The 19208-nt window shown below is 67.0% G+C and carries 19 protein-coding genes and 1 pseudogene; 9 read left to right on the top strand and 11 right to left on the bottom strand.

All coding sequences use genetic code 11. The annotated features are described in order from the left end of the window. Positions 1 to 85: 85 nt before the first annotated feature. Entirely contained in the window at positions 86 to 526 is a 441-nt protein-coding gene (locus ACQP1G_RS19575; RefSeq protein ID WP_433206262.1) for a nuclear transport factor 2 family protein, read from the bottom strand. 222 nt (positions 527 to 748) lie between these two features. On the opposite strand from ACQP1G_RS19575, the gene ACQP1G_RS19570 reads away from it, so the two are divergent. Further along, positions 749 to 2026, top strand: a complete 1278-nt coding sequence (locus ACQP1G_RS19570) for a precorrin-3B synthase (RefSeq protein WP_433206260.1) — start codon at positions 749 to 751, stop codon at positions 2024 to 2026. A 187-nt stretch (positions 2027 to 2213) separates the two neighbouring features. Continuing rightward, on the top strand, positions 2214 to 2765 hold the full coding sequence (locus ACQP1G_RS19565) for a hypothetical protein (protein WP_433206257.1): 552 nt from the start codon (positions 2214 to 2216) through the stop codon (positions 2763 to 2765). Between the two features lie 84 nt (positions 2766 to 2849). Here the strand turns inward: ACQP1G_RS19565 and ddaH are convergent, their stop codons facing one another. Then, positions 2850 to 3725 (bottom strand): dimethylargininase, encoded by an 876-nt coding sequence (gene ddaH, locus ACQP1G_RS19560; protein WP_433206254.1) that lies wholly within the window; start codon positions 3723 to 3725, stop codon positions 2850 to 2852. A gap of 138 nt (positions 3726 to 3863) precedes the next feature. Between ddaH and ACQP1G_RS19555 the strand changes: the two genes are divergently transcribed. The 4 genes from ACQP1G_RS19555 (at position 3864) to ACQP1G_RS19540 (ending at position 7500) form a co-directional block, all read left to right on the top strand. Beyond that, positions 3864 to 4301 carry an Lrp/AsnC family transcriptional regulator gene (locus ACQP1G_RS19555; protein WP_420773727.1) on the top strand — a complete coding sequence of 146 codons (438 nt, stop codon included), beginning with the start codon at positions 3864 to 3866 and terminating at the stop codon, positions 4299 to 4301. Between the two features lie 120 nt (positions 4302 to 4421). Next, the gene (locus tag ACQP1G_RS19550) at positions 4422 to 5057 is read left to right on the top strand and encodes a precorrin-8X methylmutase (RefSeq protein WP_433206251.1); all 636 of its coding nucleotides are present in this window, start codon (positions 4422 to 4424) and stop codon (positions 5055 to 5057) included. Further along, positions 5054 to 6616 (top strand): precorrin-2 C(20)-methyltransferase, encoded by a 1563-nt coding sequence (locus ACQP1G_RS19545; protein WP_433206248.1) that lies wholly within the window; start codon positions 5054 to 5056, stop codon positions 6614 to 6616. Before ACQP1G_RS19550 ends, ACQP1G_RS19545 begins: the two co-directional genes overlap by 4 nt. Positions 6617 to 6969: 353 nt before the next feature. Next, the gene (locus ACQP1G_RS19540; protein WP_433206245.1) at positions 6970 to 7500 is read left to right on the top strand and encodes a PadR family transcriptional regulator; all 531 of its coding nucleotides are present in this window, start codon (positions 6970 to 6972) and stop codon (positions 7498 to 7500) included. 14 nt (positions 7501 to 7514) lie between these two features. On the opposite strand, the gene ACQP1G_RS19535 is transcribed toward ACQP1G_RS19540, so the two are convergent. The 4 genes from ACQP1G_RS19535 to ACQP1G_RS19520 form a co-directional block, all read right to left on the bottom strand. Next, positions 7515 to 8264, bottom strand: a complete 750-nt coding sequence (locus ACQP1G_RS19535) for a cobalt-precorrin-6A reductase (protein WP_433208663.1) — start codon at positions 8262 to 8264, stop codon at positions 7515 to 7517. After that, entirely contained in the window at positions 8261 to 8851 is a 591-nt protein-coding gene (locus tag ACQP1G_RS19530; RefSeq protein ID WP_433206242.1) for a hypothetical protein, read from the bottom strand. The genes ACQP1G_RS19535 and ACQP1G_RS19530 overlap by 4 nt, the downstream gene beginning before the upstream one ends. A gap of 99 nt (positions 8852 to 8950) precedes the next feature. Next, positions 8951 to 10189 carry a precorrin-6y C5,15-methyltransferase (decarboxylating) subunit CbiE gene (cbiE, locus tag ACQP1G_RS19525; protein WP_433206239.1) on the bottom strand — a complete coding sequence of 413 codons (1239 nt, stop codon included), beginning with the start codon at positions 10187 to 10189 and terminating at the stop codon, positions 8951 to 8953. Between the two features lie 202 nt (positions 10190 to 10391). Beyond that, positions 10392 to 11147, bottom strand: coding sequence for an SDR family NAD(P)-dependent oxidoreductase (locus ACQP1G_RS19520; protein WP_433206236.1), 756 nt, complete (start codon positions 11145 to 11147; stop codon positions 10392 to 10394). A gap of 186 nt (positions 11148 to 11333) precedes the next feature. On the opposite strand from ACQP1G_RS19520, the gene ACQP1G_RS19515 reads away from it, so the two are divergent. Further along, positions 11334 to 11744 carry a PPOX class F420-dependent oxidoreductase gene (locus tag ACQP1G_RS19515; protein WP_433206233.1) on the top strand — a complete coding sequence of 137 codons (411 nt, stop codon included), beginning with the start codon at positions 11334 to 11336 and terminating at the stop codon, positions 11742 to 11744. Positions 11745 to 11849: 105 nt separating this feature from the next. Here ACQP1G_RS19515 and ACQP1G_RS19510 read toward each other — a convergent pair whose 3' ends face one another. Beyond that, complete coding sequence (locus tag ACQP1G_RS19510) at positions 11850 to 12977, bottom strand: M24 family metallopeptidase (RefSeq protein ID WP_433206230.1); 1128 nt, start codon at positions 12975 to 12977, stop codon at positions 11850 to 11852. A gap of 88 nt (positions 12978 to 13065) precedes the next feature. Between ACQP1G_RS19510 and ACQP1G_RS19505 the strand changes: the two genes are divergently transcribed. Further along, complete coding sequence (locus ACQP1G_RS19505) at positions 13066 to 14034, top strand: 5'-3' exonuclease (RefSeq protein WP_433206228.1); 969 nt, start codon at positions 13066 to 13068, stop codon at positions 14032 to 14034. Continuing rightward, positions 14030 to 14167 (top strand): annotated as a pseudogene (locus ACQP1G_RS19500) (hypothetical protein); the annotation flags it as partial. The gene ACQP1G_RS19505 and the pseudogene ACQP1G_RS19500, both read left to right, overlap by 5 nt. On the opposite strand, the gene ACQP1G_RS19495 reads toward ACQP1G_RS19500, so the two are convergent. The 4 genes from ACQP1G_RS19495 to tatA form a co-directional block, all read right to left on the bottom strand. Next, positions 14164 to 14901, bottom strand: coding sequence for a DUF4333 domain-containing protein (locus tag ACQP1G_RS19495; RefSeq protein ID WP_433206225.1), 738 nt, complete (start codon positions 14899 to 14901; stop codon positions 14164 to 14166). The pseudogene ACQP1G_RS19500 and the gene ACQP1G_RS19495 sit on opposite strands and share 4 nt — an antisense overlap. A 150-nt stretch (positions 14902 to 15051) precedes the next feature. Next, entirely contained in the window at positions 15052 to 17751 is a 2700-nt protein-coding gene (locus tag ACQP1G_RS19490; protein WP_433206222.1) for a DEAD/DEAH box helicase, read from the bottom strand. A 2-nt stretch (positions 17752 to 17753) separates the two neighbouring features. After that, the gene (tatC, locus tag ACQP1G_RS19485) at positions 17754 to 18707 is read right to left on the bottom strand and encodes a twin-arginine translocase subunit TatC (protein WP_433206219.1); all 954 of its coding nucleotides are present in this window, start codon (positions 18705 to 18707) and stop codon (positions 17754 to 17756) included. Between the two features lie 103 nt (positions 18708 to 18810). Continuing rightward, positions 18811 to 19083: a Sec-independent protein translocase subunit TatA gene (gene tatA / locus ACQP1G_RS19480; protein WP_433206216.1), complete on the bottom strand. Its 273-nt coding sequence runs from the start codon at positions 19081 to 19083 to the stop codon at positions 18811 to 18813. Positions 19084 to 19208: the final 125 nt, after the last annotated feature.

The raw sequence follows: 19208 nt of genomic DNA, 5'->3' as shown, positions 1-19208 counted from the left end.
GGTACCGAATTGTGGTTCGGGCGACGGACCCTTACGACGCCCACTCGGTGGTGTTTCGGCCGGACGACGATCCAGCCGGGGTCGTTCAGGTCAGATCGGCGTTACCGTCGATGACCTTCAGGTGGTAGTGGAATTTGTCGACGCGCCAGCCCGCACCGGTACGCTCCGCGCCGATGCTGTAGCTGCCGACAAAGGTGCGGGTCTTGCCGTTGGCCGCATCGTTTTTCACGTGCACGGCAATGGCGTCGGCGTGGATCTCGGCGTGATCGTCCTGGAGATCGACCAGGTAGTTGCCCGCTTGGTGATGGACACCGTCGAGGTCGTCGAGACCCGTGCGCCAATCGCCGACGATATCGGCTGCGGGACGCACCGCCACCGGCCCACCGAAGCCGCCATCGAAATCGACCTCGACAGTGAACACCTCCGACAGCAGGTCATCCCAGCGCCGCTGATCGGTGTAAACGAACATCCTGGTGAGCACGTCGATAATCGCGAGTCGGTCGGCAACGGTGGAGATTTCACTCATCCGCTCACCCTAGAGCGCCGACCGCGAGGGCCGCAGCGCACGCATCGATACGGGTGGTCCTGCGTGCGGCGAAAAACCCGAGCGCCGTGCCACGGCGGGGGCCGCGCCTCGGATGCGCCCGAACGCTTGCGCGGCCGCGTTGCACTCGGAATCGGCATGGTCCGCCGCGGCCCCGGATGCGTCAACGGTCGTGTGGCGGCGGCGTCGTAGGCTGGTTGGGTCATGACGCGTACGAATCCCGATTCCTGCCCCGGCGTGCTGCGGCTGCACCAGGCGGCCGATGGGCCGTTGGCTCGGATTCGGCTGCCCGGTGGGCGGCTGGAGCCGGGGCAGTTGCAGGTGTTGGCCGCGGCAGCGGCGGAACTCGGCGATGAAAATGTCGAGCTGACCTCGCGGGGCAATGTGCAGCTGCGGCAGGTGCGTGATGCGGCGGCGCTGAGCGAGCGATTGGCGGGCGCCGAGCTACTGCCGAGTCGGACGCATGAGCGGGTGCGCAATATCGTCGCCTCGCCGCTGTCGGGCCGGATCGGTGGTCTGTCGGAGGTGCACGGGCTCGTGCCGGTGCTCGACGCGGGTTTGCGGGCCGCCCCGCGGCTGGCCGATCTGCCCGGCCGGGTGCTGTTCACCCTCGACGACGGTCGTGGCGATATCAGCGGACTCGGCGGCGATATCGGCGTACACGCCACCGGCGCAGACGAATTCGCGATGGTACTCGCCGGTCGCGATACCGGCATCCGAATCTCCGCGGTCGATGCGGTCCAGGTGATGCTCGCGGCCGCGCACGGCTTTCTCGACCTCGGCTCGGGCCAGTGGCGGCTGCACGAAGTCGAGGACGGCGTGCGGCGAGTCATCGACATACTCGGACTGTCGCCCGGGCCCGACCGGCTGGAATTCGGTGCCACCCATGACATTCCGATCGGCTGGCTCGATCAGGACAACGGTCTGGTCAGTCTCGGCGCCGCCGTTCGCCTCGGCTCCCTACCCGCCCGAACCGCCGAATTCATCGCGGCCATCGAACATCCCATCTTCATCACCCCGTGGCGCAGCCTGGTGATCACCGATCTCGAGGAATGGTCCGCCGAACAGGTCGTCCGAGTACTCGCCCCCATGGGCCTCATCTTCGACGCCAACTCCCCTTGGCTCCAGGTCAGCGCCTGCGCGGGCCGACCCGGCTGTGCGAAGTCCAACTCCGATGTCCGCACAGACGCGGCGGCCGCCGTCGAATCGGGCCGCGTACTGCCGCCGGTAGCCGCGACCGAGCCCGCTGGGGACGCCGAAATCGGCGGCCACCTCGACTCGAGATCGACGGATCTCACCCCGGACGTGGAATCGGACCCTCGCGCGGCGAAAGATCTCCCTCGGACCATCGAGATCCACAGCGCCGAGGATGTCACTGTGGCTGGCCGTCAGCACTGGTCCGGCTGCGAACGCCGCTGTGGCCGCCCCCGCGGCGGGGTCACCGATATCGTCGCCACCGAAATCGGCTACCGAATCGACTGACTTCCGCCCTCGAGTCGAATAGACCGAACAGGCCTGGTCGGTGTAGTGCGGATGGATCCTCCCGCGCCCTTTCGCGCAGTGGCATCGCACGCGACGATCACCGCTTCCGACCACCCGGGTCGCTGGCCCTCCCGCCTTGCCCGTGGCACGGTGAGCTCAGCGGCTGACGCACGGAAGGAGTGTTCCGATGACGATTGGGCGGCTCAGTGATGAGGAGATCGACGCGATGTCGGCCGACGATCGGCGGGCGTTGATTCGACGGCTGCAGTTGCCGCCGGAGCGGGTGTTGCCGCGACCGGAGCTCGTGCGGATCCATCGGCGGGTGCGGTTGACCTTGATGGTGGGCGGCTCGATCGCATTGATCCCGTGGATCGTGTACCTCGCGGTGTCACTGCCGCCCAACTATCAGGCCCGCAATTGGACTCTCGCCTGGGTCGGCTTCGACATCCTGCTCGTCATCATGATGGCGGCGACCGCCTACCTCGGCTGGCAGCGCAGGCAACTGCTCGTACTACCCGCATTCGGCACCGGCCTGCTATTGCTCGTGGATGCCTGGTTCGACGTCACGACCGCGAACCCGCGCGACGTCTGGTTCTCCATCGCCATCGCCTGCCTCGGTGAAATCCCCCTCGCCTTCTTGCAGATCACCGGCGCACTCCTGCTGTTCAAATTCGTTACCGTCGCCCACCCACTGGCCGAACCGGGCGTCAGCGCCTGGCGCACCAAACTTCCGTTCTGACCGCGCCTGCACGACACCGATGCCGCCCGGATCCGCGCGAGCGATCGCGCCTCGTTGCACGAAAGCCCTTCGTGCCGAACAGTTTCAGGACGCGACCGCGGTCGGCGCGCTGCGCGGATCCTCGTGGATCTCCAATGTGCAGCACTTCACGCCGCCGCCAGCCTTGAGCAGCTCGGACAGGTCCACGCCCACCGGGTTGTAACCCTGTCCGCGCAACTCCGAGGCCAGATTGTCGGCGCGGCTGCTGATGAACACGTTGAGACCGTCGGACACGCCGTTCAGGCCCAGGACCACCGCATCGGCGTCGGTCGCGCGGATGGCGTCGGGATACAGACCAGCGAGGAGGGCCTGGCTTTCGGCGCTGAACGCGGGTGGGAAATAGGCGACATTCACGTCATCGAGCACCATCAACGCCGTATCCAGGTGGTAGAAGCGCGGATCGACCAGCTCGAGGGAAACAACCGCGAGATCGAAGTAGCGCTCGACCTCACGGTGCGCGGCGATCGAACTCCGGAATCCGGTCGCGGCGAGCATGCGCTCACCGACCAGCAGGAAATCGCCTTCGCCCTCATTGATTTCTTGCGCGCCGACCAGTTCGGTCAGACCCCGCTGCGCGAACCAGCGGTGATACGCCGGACCTTCCGCGGCCCGCTCGGAATGGGTGAACCGCGCCGACATCGCCCGATCCCCCACGATCAGACCACTGTTCGCAGCGAAGACCATATCCGGCAGACCCGGCTCACCCGGCACCACGTCGATGCGGTGACCGAACTGCTCGAATGTCGCGCGCAGCGTCTCCCATTGGGACAGTGCCAGCGCTCGATCCACGGGTTCGCGCGGATTCATCCACGGATTGATCGAGTAGAAGACGTCGAAATGATCGGGACGGCACATCACGAACCGTCGTGGGGATGGCTGCCGCCCGGCGGGCTCGAGGCGGAGCGTGGTTACAGAGGTCAACGTGTCTCCCGGAGGTAGGCGCGGATCATTCCACTGACACGAAGGTAATTCGACTAGTATTGCGCCAGAAACAACGATTCATTGCGCATGATCCAATGAATTCGGCGAATCATTGCGTCAGAGGAGAGCGGGTGTGGCGTGGACGACATCGATCGGCGAATACTCGCCCATCTGCTCAAGTCGGCGCGCGCGTCCTTCCAGGAGATCGGCGCGAAGGTCGGACTCTCGGCGCCCGCGGTGAAGCGCCGGGTCGACAAGATGGTCGCCAGCCGCCAGATCACCGGCTTCACCGCGCTGGTCAATCCGGCCGCGCTCGGCTGGACCACCGAGGCATACGTCGAGGTCTACTACCGCGACAACATCACCCCGGCTGAACTCCGACGCAGCCTCGAGCCGATCCCCCAGGTCGTCGGTGTCTGGACCATCGCGGGCGAGGCCGATGCGCTCGTACACGTCATGGCGACCGATATGGCCGAAATCGAATCGACTGTCGAGCGGATCCGTGAGAACACCCGAGTGGGCCGCACGCGCAGTTCCATTGTCATGTCCCGGATTCTGGAGCGCCCCCGAACCTGAACCAACCTCGCCGACCATCGCGGTCGGTCATTCGGCATTAACGGCATTCGAGCATCCCGGCGGCGCTGCGCCGCCACCCACACCGACCGGGCACTATGCACACCTCCTAATGTGGTCCGCATGTCCGACGTTCGTGCCAGCTACCTCACCGACGGTGCCGAGATCTATCGGCGCTCGTTCGCGACCATCCGCGCGGAGGCGGACCTGAGCGGGTTTCCACCGGAGGTCGCGCAGGTGGTGGTGCGGATGATCCACGGTTGCGGGCAGGTGGATCTGGCCGGGGACGTGGCGTTTTCGACTGATGTGGTGGTGGCGGCGCGGGCCGCGCTGCGGGCCGGGGCTCCCATTCTCTGTGATGCGAACATGGTCGCCTCCGGCGTGACACGCAAGCGGCTGCCCGCCGATAACGATGTGATCTGCACACTCGCCGATCCGCGGGTACCGGAACTGGCTGCGGCGATGGGCAATACGCGGTCGGCCGCGGCGCTGGAGCTGTGGCGCGACCGTCTCGACGGCGCGGTGGTCGCCATCGGGAATGCGCCGACCGCGCTGTTCCATCTGCTCGACATGATCGACGCGGGCGCGCCGCGCCCCGCCGCGATCCTGGGCATTCCGGTCGGGTTCATCGGCGCCGCGGAATCCAAGGACGCGCTGATCGAATTCGGCGGAGTCGAATATCTGACCGTGCGCGGACGGCGCGGTGGCAGTGCCATCACCGCGTCGGCACTCAATGCGATTGCGAGCGAACAGGAATGAGCGACGGCAAGTTGTGGGGCGTCGGGCTCGGCCCCGGCGATCCGGAGTTGGTGACGGTGAAGGCGGCGCGGGTGATCGCCGAGGCCGATGTCATCGCCTTCCACAGCGCGCGCCATGGCCGCAGCATTTCCCGCGGGATCGCCGCGCCGTACATGCGGGCAGGACAGCTCGAGGAGCACCTGGTCTACCCGGTGACCACCGAGACCACCGACCATCCCGGCGGCTATCAGGGCGCCATCGACGACTTCTACGAACAGGCCGCCGAACGCCTCGCCGCCCATCTGGCGGCGGGCCGATCGGTCGCGCTACTCGCCGCGGGCGATCCGCTGTTCTACAGCTCCTATATGCATATGCATCGCCGGTTGGCCGACCGGTTCGAAGCCGAGATCATCCCCGGCATCACGTCTGTGAGCGCGGCCTCGGCCGCCCTCGGCACACCGCTGGTCGAGGGCGAGCAGGTGCTGACCGTGCTGCCGGGCACCATGCCCGCCGACGAGCTCACCCGTCGCCTGCGCGATACCGACGCGGCCGCCATCATGAAGCTCGGCCGCACCTATCCCGGTGTGCGGCGAGCCCTCTCGGATTCCGGCCGCCTCGCCGACGCGTATTACATCGAACGGGCGAGCAGCACGCGCGAACGGGTACTCGCCGCCGCCGATGTCGATGATGCGGACGTGCCGTACTTCTCCATCACCCTCATCCCTGGCCCTCAGCCGACAACCCCACTGCGCCTTGCGAATTCGGCGCAGCATCAGCAGTCCACTCGCGGTACGACGACCGCACCCGTCACGAACGCCGGATCAACGGGCTCCGGCGTCGGCGAGGTCGTGGTCGTCGGGCTCGGCCCCGGCTCGCCGGACTGGACAACGCCCGAGGTCGAACGCGCACTTGCCGAAGCGACCGATCTGGTCGGATATACGACCTACATCAATCGGGTCCCCGCACGTCCCGGGCAGCGCAGACATGCCAGTGACAACCGGGTGGAATCCGAACGCGCCGTCATGGCATTGGATCTCGCGAACCACGGGGCCAAGGTCGTTGTCGTGTCATCGGGTGACCCCGGGGTGTTCGCGATGGCGGCGGCGGTACTCGAGGAATCCGCCGATCCACAGTGGAGCGGCGTGCCGGTGCGGGTGCTGCCGGGACTCACCGCGGCCAATGCCGTCGCCAGTCGGGTCGGCGCGCCGCTCGGTCACGACTACGCGATGATCTCGCTCTCGGATCGGCTCAAGCCATGGGAAGTTGTCGCGCAACGGCTTTCGGCGGTTGCCGCGGCCGATATGGCGATCGCGATCTACAACCCGGCCTCCAGCCAGCGCACCTGGCAGGTCTCCGCGATGCGTGACGTACTGCTCGAGCATCGCAAACCCGATACCCCGGTGGTGCTGGGCCGCGATGTCGGCGGCCCCACCGAATCCGTCCGCGTCGTCACCCTCGCGGATCTGGATCCGGCCGAGGTCGATATGCGCACCCTGCTGATCATCGGCGCGTCCACCACCGCCGTCCTCGAATCCGAACAGGGCAGCCGGGTCTACACCTCGCGCCGCTACCAGCGCTGATTCCGGTCCCGGAGGGAGAGGTCAACATACCGAAAACCGGCTCGGCCGAGCTTCTGAAGGCACAAACAACAGCGGGCCGGACAGATCCGCGACAACCGGAAAGGCAGCACCGCCCATGCGCAAGCTCGACCTCCAGGTCCAGACCACCATCGACGGCTACTTCTCCGGCCCGAACGGCACACCCCGCTCGGGGTAGAGCTTCGTCCACCCCTCGACCTCGAGTCGCCGGAACGTCTCCCGCGCGGGTACGGGACAATCCGAGGTCTGTGGCGATCTCGCCCGCGCTGATCAGCTCACAGCTCGAGTCGTATAACATTCCACTATGGAACGTTGGGGGCGAAAGGAGCAGTCCGTTGGCGAACACCTCGACACAACGCAAATCGCTGAACTCCACGGCGGCGTCGCTGCTCGGATTTCTGCACGACGGTCCGATGTCGGGCTGGGATCTGGTGACCCAGGCCCAGGACCGAATCGGCGACTTCTGGACCATCACCCAGAGCCAGGTGTACCGGGAGTTGGCCGCCATGGACGCGGCCGGACTCGTCGAAAAGGGTGAGACCGGAGCCCGCGAGCGCACGCCGTATCAGATCACCGACGCCGGACGCGAAGCCTTCCTGGAATGGGTCGCCCGCGATCCCGGTGCGGAGACCATTCGGGTACCGCTGCTACTGACCCTGTCGTTCGGCAAGCACGTCGATCCCGATCACCTCGATCGAATCATCGCCGCCAACAAGGAGATTCACCAGCAGCGCCTCGACCGCTACCGCACCGACGATCACACCGACAGATCCCCCTACCAACGTGCCACCCTCGAATTCGGCATCGGCTACGAGCGCACAGTGCTGGCCTGGTTCGACCGACTACCCGAACTCCTCGGCCGTTGAGCGTCGCGGCCCGATTACGAATTGCCGGATGTGGTATCCCGCAACCACTTCCACGCGTCCTGGACCGTCTCCGCGACTATCGCCGCACCGGGCAGCTCGGGTCGGTCCACCACGACAACAGGAAGGCCCGCCGAGCGGGCGGCGGCGAGTTTGGCGGCGGTCTGATCACCGCCACTGTCCTTGGTGACCAGCACATCGATCCGGTGCTGGATGAGCAGGCACAGCTCATCGGCGGGCGAAAAAGGCCCACGCGCAAGGAGTAATTCGTGCTGCGGCGGCAGCGCGCCCGTGGGCGGGTCGATGGCACGGATCAGGAACCACTGGTCCGTCAGGCCCGCGAAGGCGGCGACACCTTGGCGGCCGATCGTCAGGAAGACGCGATCACCCAACTCGCAGACCGCCTGCGCGGCCGCGTCGAGGTCGGGCACCCGGTGCCACCGATCGCCGGGTTGTTCGGACCATCCGGGCCGCCGCATATGCAGTAGCGGCAGGCCCAGATCCGTTGCGGCATCGGCCGCATTCGCGCTGATCGTGCCCGCGAACGGATGTGTCGCATCGATGATGACCGCGATCTCGTTGGCCGCCAACCACTTCCGCAGACCGTCGACGCCACCGAAACCGCCGATCCGCACCGGACCCTCCGGCAGCAGCGGATCGCGAACACGACCGGCGAGCGAGGAAACGATCTCGAATCCTCGCTCGCCGGAGGCGATGTGGGCGAGTTCCCTGGCTTCCCGGGTACCGCCCAGAATCAGAATTTTCAGGGCTGCCCGCTGAAGTAGGCGATGCCCGCGTTGATCAGGTTCGGGCCGCCCGCGATGAGCAGGCCGATGAGCGCGCCCACCGGCAGACCGATGCCGAAGAAGAAGAATCCGATAATGCCGCCGATGACCGCACCGAGTGAAGCGCGCTGGAGTTCGCTGAAGAACCACTCCTGCGAGGAGATGGCCTCGGCGGAGGCCGCGGTCGCGGAAGCGGTCGGCTTGACGTCGGGGGTCAGCGTCAACTTCTGGGCCGAGGCGTCGATGGTGGCCGCGATCGGGATCAGCTGGTCACCGACCTTCGCCTGCAGCGGGATCGAGGTGACGACCGCACCCTCGGTGTTCTTCACCGAGACGTACTTCTGGTCGGCGTCGAGGCTGAACGCGCCGCCGGTGACGGCCGCGACGATCGACTTGTCGACCAACTGCACCGCGTAGTTCACACCGTGATCTTCGCCCTGGACGGCGGGCGCGGCCTGGTTCTGCACGGCGGGAGCGGGTGCCGCCGGAGCGGCGCCGGACGTACCCGCCGCAATACCGGTGGCGGCAACGGCCATCATCGCGGTAGCGGCAAACTTCTTGTACTTCATAAATCTCCCCAATAGGACTCGGATCCGGCGATAACGTCCGGATCTCGGGCACCGACCCTACCGGTGGATCGAGTCCGTTTCACCGACAAAGTGAGGTTTTCAGAACGATCCGCCTTTCACGACGGCCCATTGCGTGACGGGCAGCTGCGGCCGCCAGGTCGTAAACTTGCCGAGGGCCTCGGCCCGGTAGATCTGAAACTTCCGCAGTTCACCGCCGTGCGCGGCGGCCCAGTGCAGCAACAGCGCTTCGGATTCCGCGGTCACCGCATTCGCCACCAGACGGCCACCGTGGCGTAGATGGGACCAGCATGTCTCGAGTACGCCATCCTGGGTGAGACCACCGCCGACGAAAATGGCATCAGGAGGCACGAATTCGGTAGATTTTCCTACCTCGGTGAGCACCTCTTCGCGCACACCGACGTGCGGAACACCCAGGGCGGCGGCATTGTCGGCGATCTGCCGCCGCCTGTGTTCGAGCCGCTCGAAGCTCACCGCCCGGCAGCTCGGATGGGTACGGCACCATTCGATCGCGATACTGCCCGAACCCCCGCCGACATCCCACAGCAGTTCTCCGGGCGCGGGCGCCAGCGCGGCCAGCGTCAATGCCCTGACCTCGGACTTGGTGAGCTGACCGGCACCGCCGAACAGTCCGTCCGGCAGGCCGGGCACGCGGGTCGCTCGCGGGTGTTTCGGATCGGCGACACAGTCGATAGCGACGATATTGAGCCGATCACCCGCCGGAAGCTCCCACTTCGCCGCGCGATCGCACGCGACCCGTTCGCGCGGACCGCCCAGCTGTTCGAGTACGGTCACGGTCGATTCTCCGAAGCCATTGTCCCGCAACAGTTCCGCGATCCGTCCCGGTGTGTGCTCGTCCGCACTCAACACCAGCACCCGCCGCCGATCCGCCAACTCGGGTAATACCGCCTCTACCGGCCGCGCCACCGCGCTGACCACCGGCACCTCCGCCAATGCCCACCCCAGTCGCGCACAGGCCAGCGACGCCGATGACGCCTGCGGAAACACCCGCAGCCGCTGCGCCCCGAACAGCCGCGCCAATGTCACTCCGATGCCGTAGAACATCGGATCCCCGCTGGCCAGCACGCACACCCGCCGCCCAGCATGGCCATCGAACAACGCGGGTAGCGCAGGCACCAAAGGCGAAGGCCATTCCCGCCGAATCGCATCAACGGCCGCCGGAATCAGATCCAGTTGCCGCGCCGATCCGAACACCACCTCGGCACCCGAGACCGCCTCGCGCGCACCCGATCCGAGCCCCGCCCACCCGTCCGCACCGAGCCCGACAACCGCGATCGGCGGCCCAACCCAGCCTCCCATCAGCGCACGCCCTGCCATGAACCCCGGAGCGAGTCCAATCCGGCGACCGCGCCCGACAACATTCGCTCGGGCGAGTCCGACATCAGCGCGCACTTCACTCTGGGCCGCGCTTCGATCGGGTCGCCGAGTTCGCCCGCCATTCGTTGTCCAGGCAGGTGCGTAACCAGCGCTGCTTGTCCACGCGCGGAGGTCTGTGCGCCGTTCACCGGGGCATCCGGCGCCAGATGGGTTGGGGCAGTAAGCGGATCGCGAAGATGACCGGACGCAGGATGCCGGGGACCCAGACGCGGCCCGCGCGACGACGCAGGCCGCGCACGACAGCGTCGGCCACTTGATCGGGGGTGCTCGACAGCGGGGCCGGGTCCATGCCCTCGGTCATTCGGCCGATGACGAAACCGCAGCGGAGCAGCAGCAGGTGAACGCCGCTGCCGTGCAACGCATCCGCGAGACCGCTGGCGAATCCGTCGAGACCCGCCTTCGCCGAACCGTAGACATAATTGGCACGCCGCACCCGCGCACCCGCGAACGAGCTGAAGACGACGATCTGCCCGCTGCCCTGCGCGCGAAGCAGATCGGCGAGGATGGTGAGCACACTGATCTGCGCGACATAGTCGGTATGCACCACCGCAATCGCATGTGCCGGATCACGTTCGGCCCGTGCCTGATCCCCGAGCACCCCGAATGTCACCACCGCCACCCCGATCCCGCCGTGCTCGGCCGCGATCTTCTCCAACAGCGCGGGATGACTCGCCGTATCGTCCGCATCGAACTCGACGGTATGCACCGCCGTCGCCCCGGCCGCCGCAATAGCCGCACTCTCCTGCGCCAACTCCCCACTGCGCCGCGCCGCGAGTATCACCACCCGCCCCGGCGCCAACCGCCGCGCCACCTCGAGCCCGATCTCACTGCGCCCCCCGAGCACCACCACCGGCCCTTCAGCAATCCCACGCAATCCCATACCCCCAGTCTTTCACCCCACCCTCGTACCCCCGCCCGCCACTCCATACCAGCGCCAAGACCGACAGGCTCTCAGTCGCGGCCGCCCCATCCTTCTCGCCACCCCCTCGCAGCCCCGTTGCCTTCTCGGCCCGCCTTCACGGCATCGGTCGTGGGCAGGCGGCTGGGGCACCGCTACTGTCGGGGGATGCCGACCAGCACTGCACAGTTGTCCCCCGCCGCGCTCGAATTCGTAGCCGAGCGGCACCTCGCGACCTTGACCACGCTGCGCGCCAATGGGACACCGCATGTAGTGGCGGTGGGGTTCACCTGGGATCCGGAGGCCGGGATCGCACGAGTCATCACCAATGACGGTTCGGTGAAGGTGCGCAATGTGCGGCGCTCCGGTTACGCGGCGGTGAGCCAGGTGGACGGGATCCGCTGGCTCACTCTGGAAGGCCCGGCCACCGTGCTCGACGACCCGGACAACGTCAGCGAAGCGGTCGACCGCTATGCGGGCCGCTACCGGGTCCCCCGCGAGAACCCGACCCGCGTGGTCATCGCCATTCAAGTCCAGCGCGTACTCTCCAGCAGCACCCTCACCCACACACCAGCCTGAACTGGACTCGGTCACGCACCCCGCTGGCCGACAACCGCCGACCGGCATCAGCAGTAGGCCCCAGCGACAGCACCCGACACATTCGCCGCGCCGGCGGGTCGACTCTCAGAGCACCGTCAACCCATGCGGCCGCTGGTTCATCGACTCGCAGCCGTCTTCGGTGACCACGACGATGTCCTCGATGCGAGCACCCCAGTCGCCGCGGAAGTAGATGCCGGGTTCGATGCTGAAGGCCATACCGGGTTGCAGTGGCAGGGAGTTGCCTTCGATGATGTAGGGCTCCTCGTGCACCGAGAGTCCGATACCGTGCCCGGTGCGATGGACGAAGGCGGGGCCGAAACCGGCCTCGGTCAACAGGTTTCGGGCGGCGGCATCTACCGATTCGGCGGTTACGCCGGGGCGAACGGCGGCGACCGCGGCGGCGTGGGCGCGCTCCAGTTCGGCGAATTGCGCGGCGACAGCGGACTGGGGCTGGCCGAGGACGTAGGTGCGGGTCGAGTCCGAGTAGTAGCCGGGTTCGACCGGGCCGCCGATATCGATCACCACCACATCACCGGATTCGATGCGCCGATCGGATACGCCGTGATGCGGGTCGGCGCCGTGCGGTCCACTGCCGACGATGACGAAGGCCGCCTCGGTGTGCCCCTCCGCTACGATCGCGGCCTCGATATCGGCACCGACCTCGGCCTCGGTGCGCCCGACGCGCAGGAATTCACCCATCCGCGCGTGCACCCGGTCGATGGCCGCACCAGCGCGCCGCAATGCCTCGATCTCGGCCTGATCCTTGATCATTCGCAATTCCCGCAACACCGGGGTGGCGGAAACCGGTAGCCCGCTGACCGATTCGGCCAACGGCAGCAGATGCAGTGCGGGCATGACATCGGTGACCGCGACCCGGGAACCGACGTGCAGCGCCGACTTCACCAGCTGGTACGGATCGACGCCGTCAACCCAATCCAGCACGTGCAGACCGAGGTCGCCCGCGGCCGAACCATCCAGTGCGGCCAACTCGAGCTTCGGGATCACCACCGATGGGGTGGCACCGTCGGCCGGGATCACCAGGCAGGTCAGCCGCTCGAAGGATTCCGCCGCCGAGCCGATCAGATAGCGCAGATCCGGACCCGGCGTGATCAATAAGGCATCCAGATGGGCGGCGCGCATCAACTGCACCGCCCGCTCGAGTCGATCACCATAGACATCCGCCGCGAATCGGGACTCCGTGTGCGAGCTCATAGCGCCGACGTTACCCGCCGCACCGATCACCCCGGACGCGAACGCCGATCGCCTCAGGTTGTCGGATCGGGCAGGTAGCCTCAGCGGCGTGAACTCTTCTTCCGGTGGGCCCCTGCTGCTGCTCGATGGCGCGAGCCTGTGGTTCCGCGCATTCCACGCGATTCCGGAGAAGATCACCGCACCCGACGGCCGGTCGGTGAACGCGCTGCGTGGATTCACCGACATGGTGGCCTCGCTGATCACCAAGCACAAGCCGACCAGGGTGGTCGTGTGCCTGGATCTGGATTGGCGCCCTGCCTTCCGGGTGGCGCTGGTGCCGACCTACAAGACCCACCGCCTCGATACCTCGACCGATGCCGCACCCGGCGCCGAGGAGGTGCCGGACACCCTGACCCCACAGGTCGAGATGATCCTCGATGTCCTCGCCGCGGCCGGTATCGCGACCGGCGGTGCGGCCGGACTGGAGGCCGACGACGTACTCGGCACCCTGGCCACCCGCGAACGCACCGATCCGGTGGTGGTGGTCAGCGGCGACCGTGACCTGCTCCAACTCGTCCGCGATGAACCGGCGCCCGCGGTCCGTGTGCTGTACGCCGGACGCGGCCTGGCCAAGGCCGAACTGTTCGGGCCTGCGGAGGTATCCGCGAAGTACGGTGTGCCACTGGAGAATGCGGGCCCCGCCTACGCTGATATGGCGACCCTGCGCGGCGACTCCTCCGATGGCCTTCCCGGCGTGGCCGGTATCGGGGAGAAGTCCGCCGCGACACTGATCTCCCGATTCGGTTCGCTCGACGCGCTCACCGCCGCCGTCGCCGATCCGGCCGCCGACCTCGCTCAGGGCGTCCGGGCCAAATTGCGGGCCGCCGAGGCCTACCTGAAGGCCGCCGCCCCGGTCACCCGCGTGGTCCGCGACGCCGATGTGGAACTCTCCCGCCCCGATATCCTCCCCAGCACCCCCGCCGACCAGGATCGCCTGCGCGAACTGGCCGCTGCCTACAACGCCGAAAGCCCGGTCACCCGCCTGATCACCGCATTGACCACGGCACACTCGGCTTGACCGCCGCCCGCGCGAAGCCCCCGCCACTGGGGCGGATCCAACGGAGGTTGCGCCAACAAGACCCCGGAAACGCCGAATCGCCGGGCGCCCGCGCCGCAACGCGGGCCGCCCGGTACGCGAAACCCGGAACTAGTTCGGGCGGCCGACCTCGTAGGTCCCGTCGTCCTTGGTGATCTTGACGGTAACCTTCTTCTGCTCGCCGCTGACCTTCAGATTGCAGGTGAAGGTCGCATCGACCTTGACCTGCTGGCCGGACGGGCAGGAGATGTCGGCGACATCCTGGATCCCGTAGGAATCCGAGAGCACCTTCTTGACGCCATCCTGGACGGCCGCCTGGTCCAACTCGTCCTTGCTGGTCAGCACCAGCACCAGCACCACGATCGCGCCGATCACGGCGAGCGCGAGCACACCTAGGCCGATGAACAGGCCCTTGCTCTTGCCGCCACGGCTCGGCTGCGGCGTCTGCTGCTGCCACGGCTGTTGTTGGCCCTGCTGCCAGGGCTGCTGCTGGCCCTGCTGCGCCGACCAGTCCTGCTGCGTCGGCTGCTGACCCCACTGCGGCTGACTCGGCTGACCGGGCTGGGGTTGACCCCACTGCGGCTGACTCGGCTGGCTCTGCGGGTTCGGTTGACCCCACTGCGGCTGACTCGGCTGGCTCTGCGGATTGGGCTGACCCCAAGGCTGCTGCGGCGGCTGCTGTGCGTTCGGATCCCCCCACTGCTGGGTAGGCTGCGCCGCGGGGGTACCACCCCATTGCTGGGTAGGTCCGGCAGCACCGGGTGCCTGCTGTCCGCCCCACTGCTGGGTGGGATCGTTGCGTCCCTCCCCGGGACCAGGGGCGTCGTTCGGTCCGTACGGGCCGCTCATCTGGTTGCCTCCACTCGCATCGTTATACATACGGTAGCCCCCCGCGTGAGACTCGTCGCACAACAGGACCGATCCGGTTCGAGGCGCGATCCTGTCCGACTCCTCCGCCACGGTCGGTACGCGAAAGAAATCAAATCACAATCGAATCGGCTACGCGGCGTCCACGGCTACGACACCCCGTCGGATCGCCCGGACGGCCTTGGCCGCTGTCGCCGCGATCTCGACGTCGTCGGCCGTCCCGTGTATCTGATCGAGCAGATCGATCACCTGTCGGCACCACCGCACGAAATCGCCCGCCGATAACGGCGCATTCTGATCGCCGCTGGCCAGCAACGACTCGGCCAATCCATCGCCGCGCGCCCATTTGTAAACACCGGTCACAAAACCGAGATCCGGTTCGCGGGTGGGCGGCAGCTTGTGCCGCGCCTCATCGGAGCGCAACTCGCTCCACACACCGACGGTCGCACCGACCGCCCGCCGGATCGGCTCGGTCGGCCCGCTGGCGCCGAGATATCCGCCCTCCTGGCGCGATTCGTACACCAGGATGGAGATCACCGCCGCCAATTCCGCCGGTCCGAGCCCACGCCACAGTCCCTGCCGCAGGCATTCGGCGACCAGCAGATCGCTTTCGGCGTAGATCCGCGCCAGTCGACGACCGTCCGAGGTCACCTCGCCCTCGTGCACGAAGCCCCGCTCCTGCAGCAACCCCAGGATCCGATCGAAGGTGCGCGCCAGCGAATTGGTAGTCGCGGCAACCTTCTGGCGCATCGTCTCGGTCTCGCGCAGCAGCCTGTTGTAGCGCTCGCCGACCCGGCTCATCTGCTCGCGATCGGGTCGGGTGTGCGCCGGATGCGAGCGCAGACTGCGCCGCAGAGTCGACAATTCACGGTCATCGCCCGCCTTGGACCGATCGCCGCGCCGCTGCCGACCCGGCGCCGCGATCCCGGTACTACGCAATGCCGACGCCAGGTCCCGCCGGGTGCGCGCGGTCCGGTGATCGACCTTGCGCGGCAAACGCATATGCCCCAATGTCTTCGCGGGCACCGGGAAATCGGCGACCGACACCCGCCCCGCCCACTTGTCCTCGGTGAGTACCAGCGGACGCGGATCCCCAGGCGTGGCATCCGGCTCCAGGATCACCGCGAGACCGGCTCGCCGCCCGGACGGAATCGCCACTACATCGCCACGCCGCAACGACACCAGTGCGTCGACCGCGGCCCCGCGCCGATCCGCGCGACCCTGCTGTTCGATCTGACGCTCGCGCTGCTTGATCCGCTCCCGCAGCGAAATGTAATCCAGAAAGTCGCCGTCCTCGCCGCCGAGCTGATCGCGCAATTTGCGCAACTGCCCCTCATTGCGTTCGATCCCACGCACCAACCCCACCACCGACCGGTCCGCCTGGAACTGCGCGAAGGACCGTTCGAGCAGCGCACGCGACTCGTCGGCGCCCATCCGGTCGATCAGGTTGATCGACATGTTGTAGCCCGGCCGGAAGGAACTGCGCAGCGGATAGGTCCGCGTGGAAGCCAGACCAGCGACCGCACTGGTGTCGACCTCGGGCTGCCAGAGCACCACCGCATGGCCCTCGACATCGATTCCCCGACGCCCGGCCCGGCCCGTGAGCTGGGTGTACTCCCCCGGCGTCAGCTCGGCGTGTGATTCGCCGTTGAACTTGACCAGCCGCTCGAGCACCACCGTCCGCGCGGGCATATTGATGCCCAATGCCAGTGTCTCCGTTGCGAATACGGCTCGCACCAGACCGCGCACGAACAGTTCCTCGACGGTATGGCGGAATGCGGGCAGCATGCCCGCGTGATGCGCGGCCAACCCTCGGTGCAGCGCCTCGCGCCAATCCCAGTAACCGAGTACCTCCAGATCACCCTTGGGTAGATCCCCGGTGTGCTTCTCGATGATCGCGTCGATCTCGTCGATCTCGTCCGGGCGGCTGAGGTCCAGCCGCGAACGCAAGCATTGGGCGAGCGCTCCATCGCATCCGGCCCGGCTGAAGATGAAGGTGATAGCGGGTAGCAGCCCCTCCTCATCCAGCTTGGCCAGCACCTCCGGCCGCGGCAACGGCCGGAAATTGCGGTTGCCGCCGCGACCGCCGCGCGGTCCGCCCCAGCCGTTCATCCGGTCCGCGGCCTCGCGATGGCGGATATAGCGGACGAGATCCTCGTCGACGAGCACCTTCTGATCGCTGGAGTTGGTGTCGAACAGGTCGAACATCCGCCACCCGACCATGACGTGCTGCCACAGCGGCACCGGGCGGGTCTCATCGACCACCACCGCGGTATCGCCGCGCACGGTCTCCATCCAGGCGCCGAACTCCTCGGCATTGCTGACCGTTGCGGACAGGCTGACCAGCCGCACATCCGGCGGCAGATGCAGGATGACCTCCTCCCACACGGCGCCGCGGAACCGGTCGGCGAGGTAGTGCACCTCGTCCATCACCACATACGACAATCCGCGCAGCGCGTCCGAGGAGGCGTAGAGCATATTGCGCAGCACCTCGGTGGTCATCACGACCACCGGCGCGTTCGGATTGATGGACTGGTCACCGGTGAGCAGCCCGACCTGGTCGCGTCCGTACCGCTCGGTCAGATCGGCGAACTTCTGGTTCGACAGCGCCTTGATCGGCGTGGTGTAGAAGCATTTTCCGCCCGCGGCCAATGCGAGATGCACCGCGAATTCGCCGACGACGGTCTTACCCGCGCCGGTCGGGGCACACACCAGCACACTATGCCCACCCTCGAGGGCCACACAGGCGTTGCGCTGGAAGGGATCCAACCCGAAAGTCAGCTCGGCGGAAAACTTGGCCAGCTCGCCCGCCTGCGACCGGTGATATGTCACCGTCAGAGGGTATCGGAGTAGTCCGACACGGGGCGCGCCGATTTCTCCGGTGGATCCATGATCGAGTCGGCCGGATTGACCGGCTCGGGTCCGGCGATCGAGGAGGCCTCCTCATCCGGGAGCGCCGCCAAGGCGTCGGCCTCCCGGCGCGCGCGTCGCCGGTCGTTGATCCGGGAGAACTGGATCGCGACCTCGAACAGCACCGTCAGCGCGAACGCCAACGCGAGCATCGAGAACGGATCCTGCGGGGTCACGATCGCGGCAAAGACGAAGAGCCCGAACACGATTCCGCGCCGCCATTTGGCGAGCTTGTCGTACTTGATCACGCCGACCAGGTTCAATCCGACCACCAGGAGCGGGATCTCGAAGCTGACGCCGAAGATCACCAGCAGGTTGATGATGAAGCTGAAGTACTGCGTACCGCTCAGCGCCGTGATCTGCGCATTGTTGCCGATATTCAGCAGGAAGCTCAACGCGTGGGCGACCACCCAATACGCGAGTACGGCGCCGGTCATGAACAGCGCGCTGCCCGAGGTGACGAACCCGACCGCGTATTTGCGTTCCTTTACATACAGGCCCGGTGTGATGAACGCCCAGATCTGATACAGCCAGACCGGGGCGGCGAGCACGACACCAGCGGTCATGCCGACCTTCAACCGCAGCATGAACTGTTCGAACGGCGCGGTCGCCAGCAAGCGGCAGGCGCCGTCGGCGGTCAGCACGGCCCGCGACGAGGCGGGCAGCGAACAGTACGGTCCGGTCAGCACCGATCCGAGGCTTTCGATGCCGAAAATCGTGTGCGCGTACCAGAAGAAGCCGAACAGCGTGGTGATGACGACCGCGGCGATCGAGATCAGCAGCCGACGGCGCAGCTCCTGCAGATGCTCGACCAACGACATGGTGCCGTCGGGATTCGTCCTGCGCTTACTGCGCCGGGGATCGAACGGGATTCGCATGGTGGTGTGTTGGCCCCTGGGGTCGAAGGTGCCCGCAGCGGTCGGCGGGCAACAGCATTACGCCCGGAGCGAGTTCGTACTCACCCCGGCGGCAACGCTGAACTCAGAGCGACTTCGGCTGTGCCTGGGGCTCTGCCTGCGGCTGCGCGACCGTCGGCTGGACGACCGGCGACTGCGGAAGCTCCGCGGCCGGTTGCTGGGCCGGTGCTGCACTTGCCTGTGCGCTGCTCTCGTTCTGCATCTGGCTGACTTCGCTCTTGAAGATGCGCAGCGAGCGGCCCAGGCTACGGGCGGCATCGGGCATACGCTTCGCGCCGAAGAACATCACGAAGACCGCGGCGATGATCAGCCAGTGCCAGATGCTCAGACTGCCCATAATTAACCTCCAAAGAATGTGGTAGCTCTGATGCTACCGGACTATGACATGGGAGAACTCCGGCGTTGGTGTGCGTTTGCCCTGCGTTCAACCACACCGCTAGGACACGACGTTCACCCCCCGCG

The organism is Nocardia sp. CA-107356 (assembly GCF_050946365.1).
Classification (GTDB): domain Bacteria; phylum Actinomycetota; class Actinomycetes; order Mycobacteriales; family Mycobacteriaceae; genus Nocardia.
This window is presented reverse-complemented; position numbering and strand designations above follow the sequence as displayed.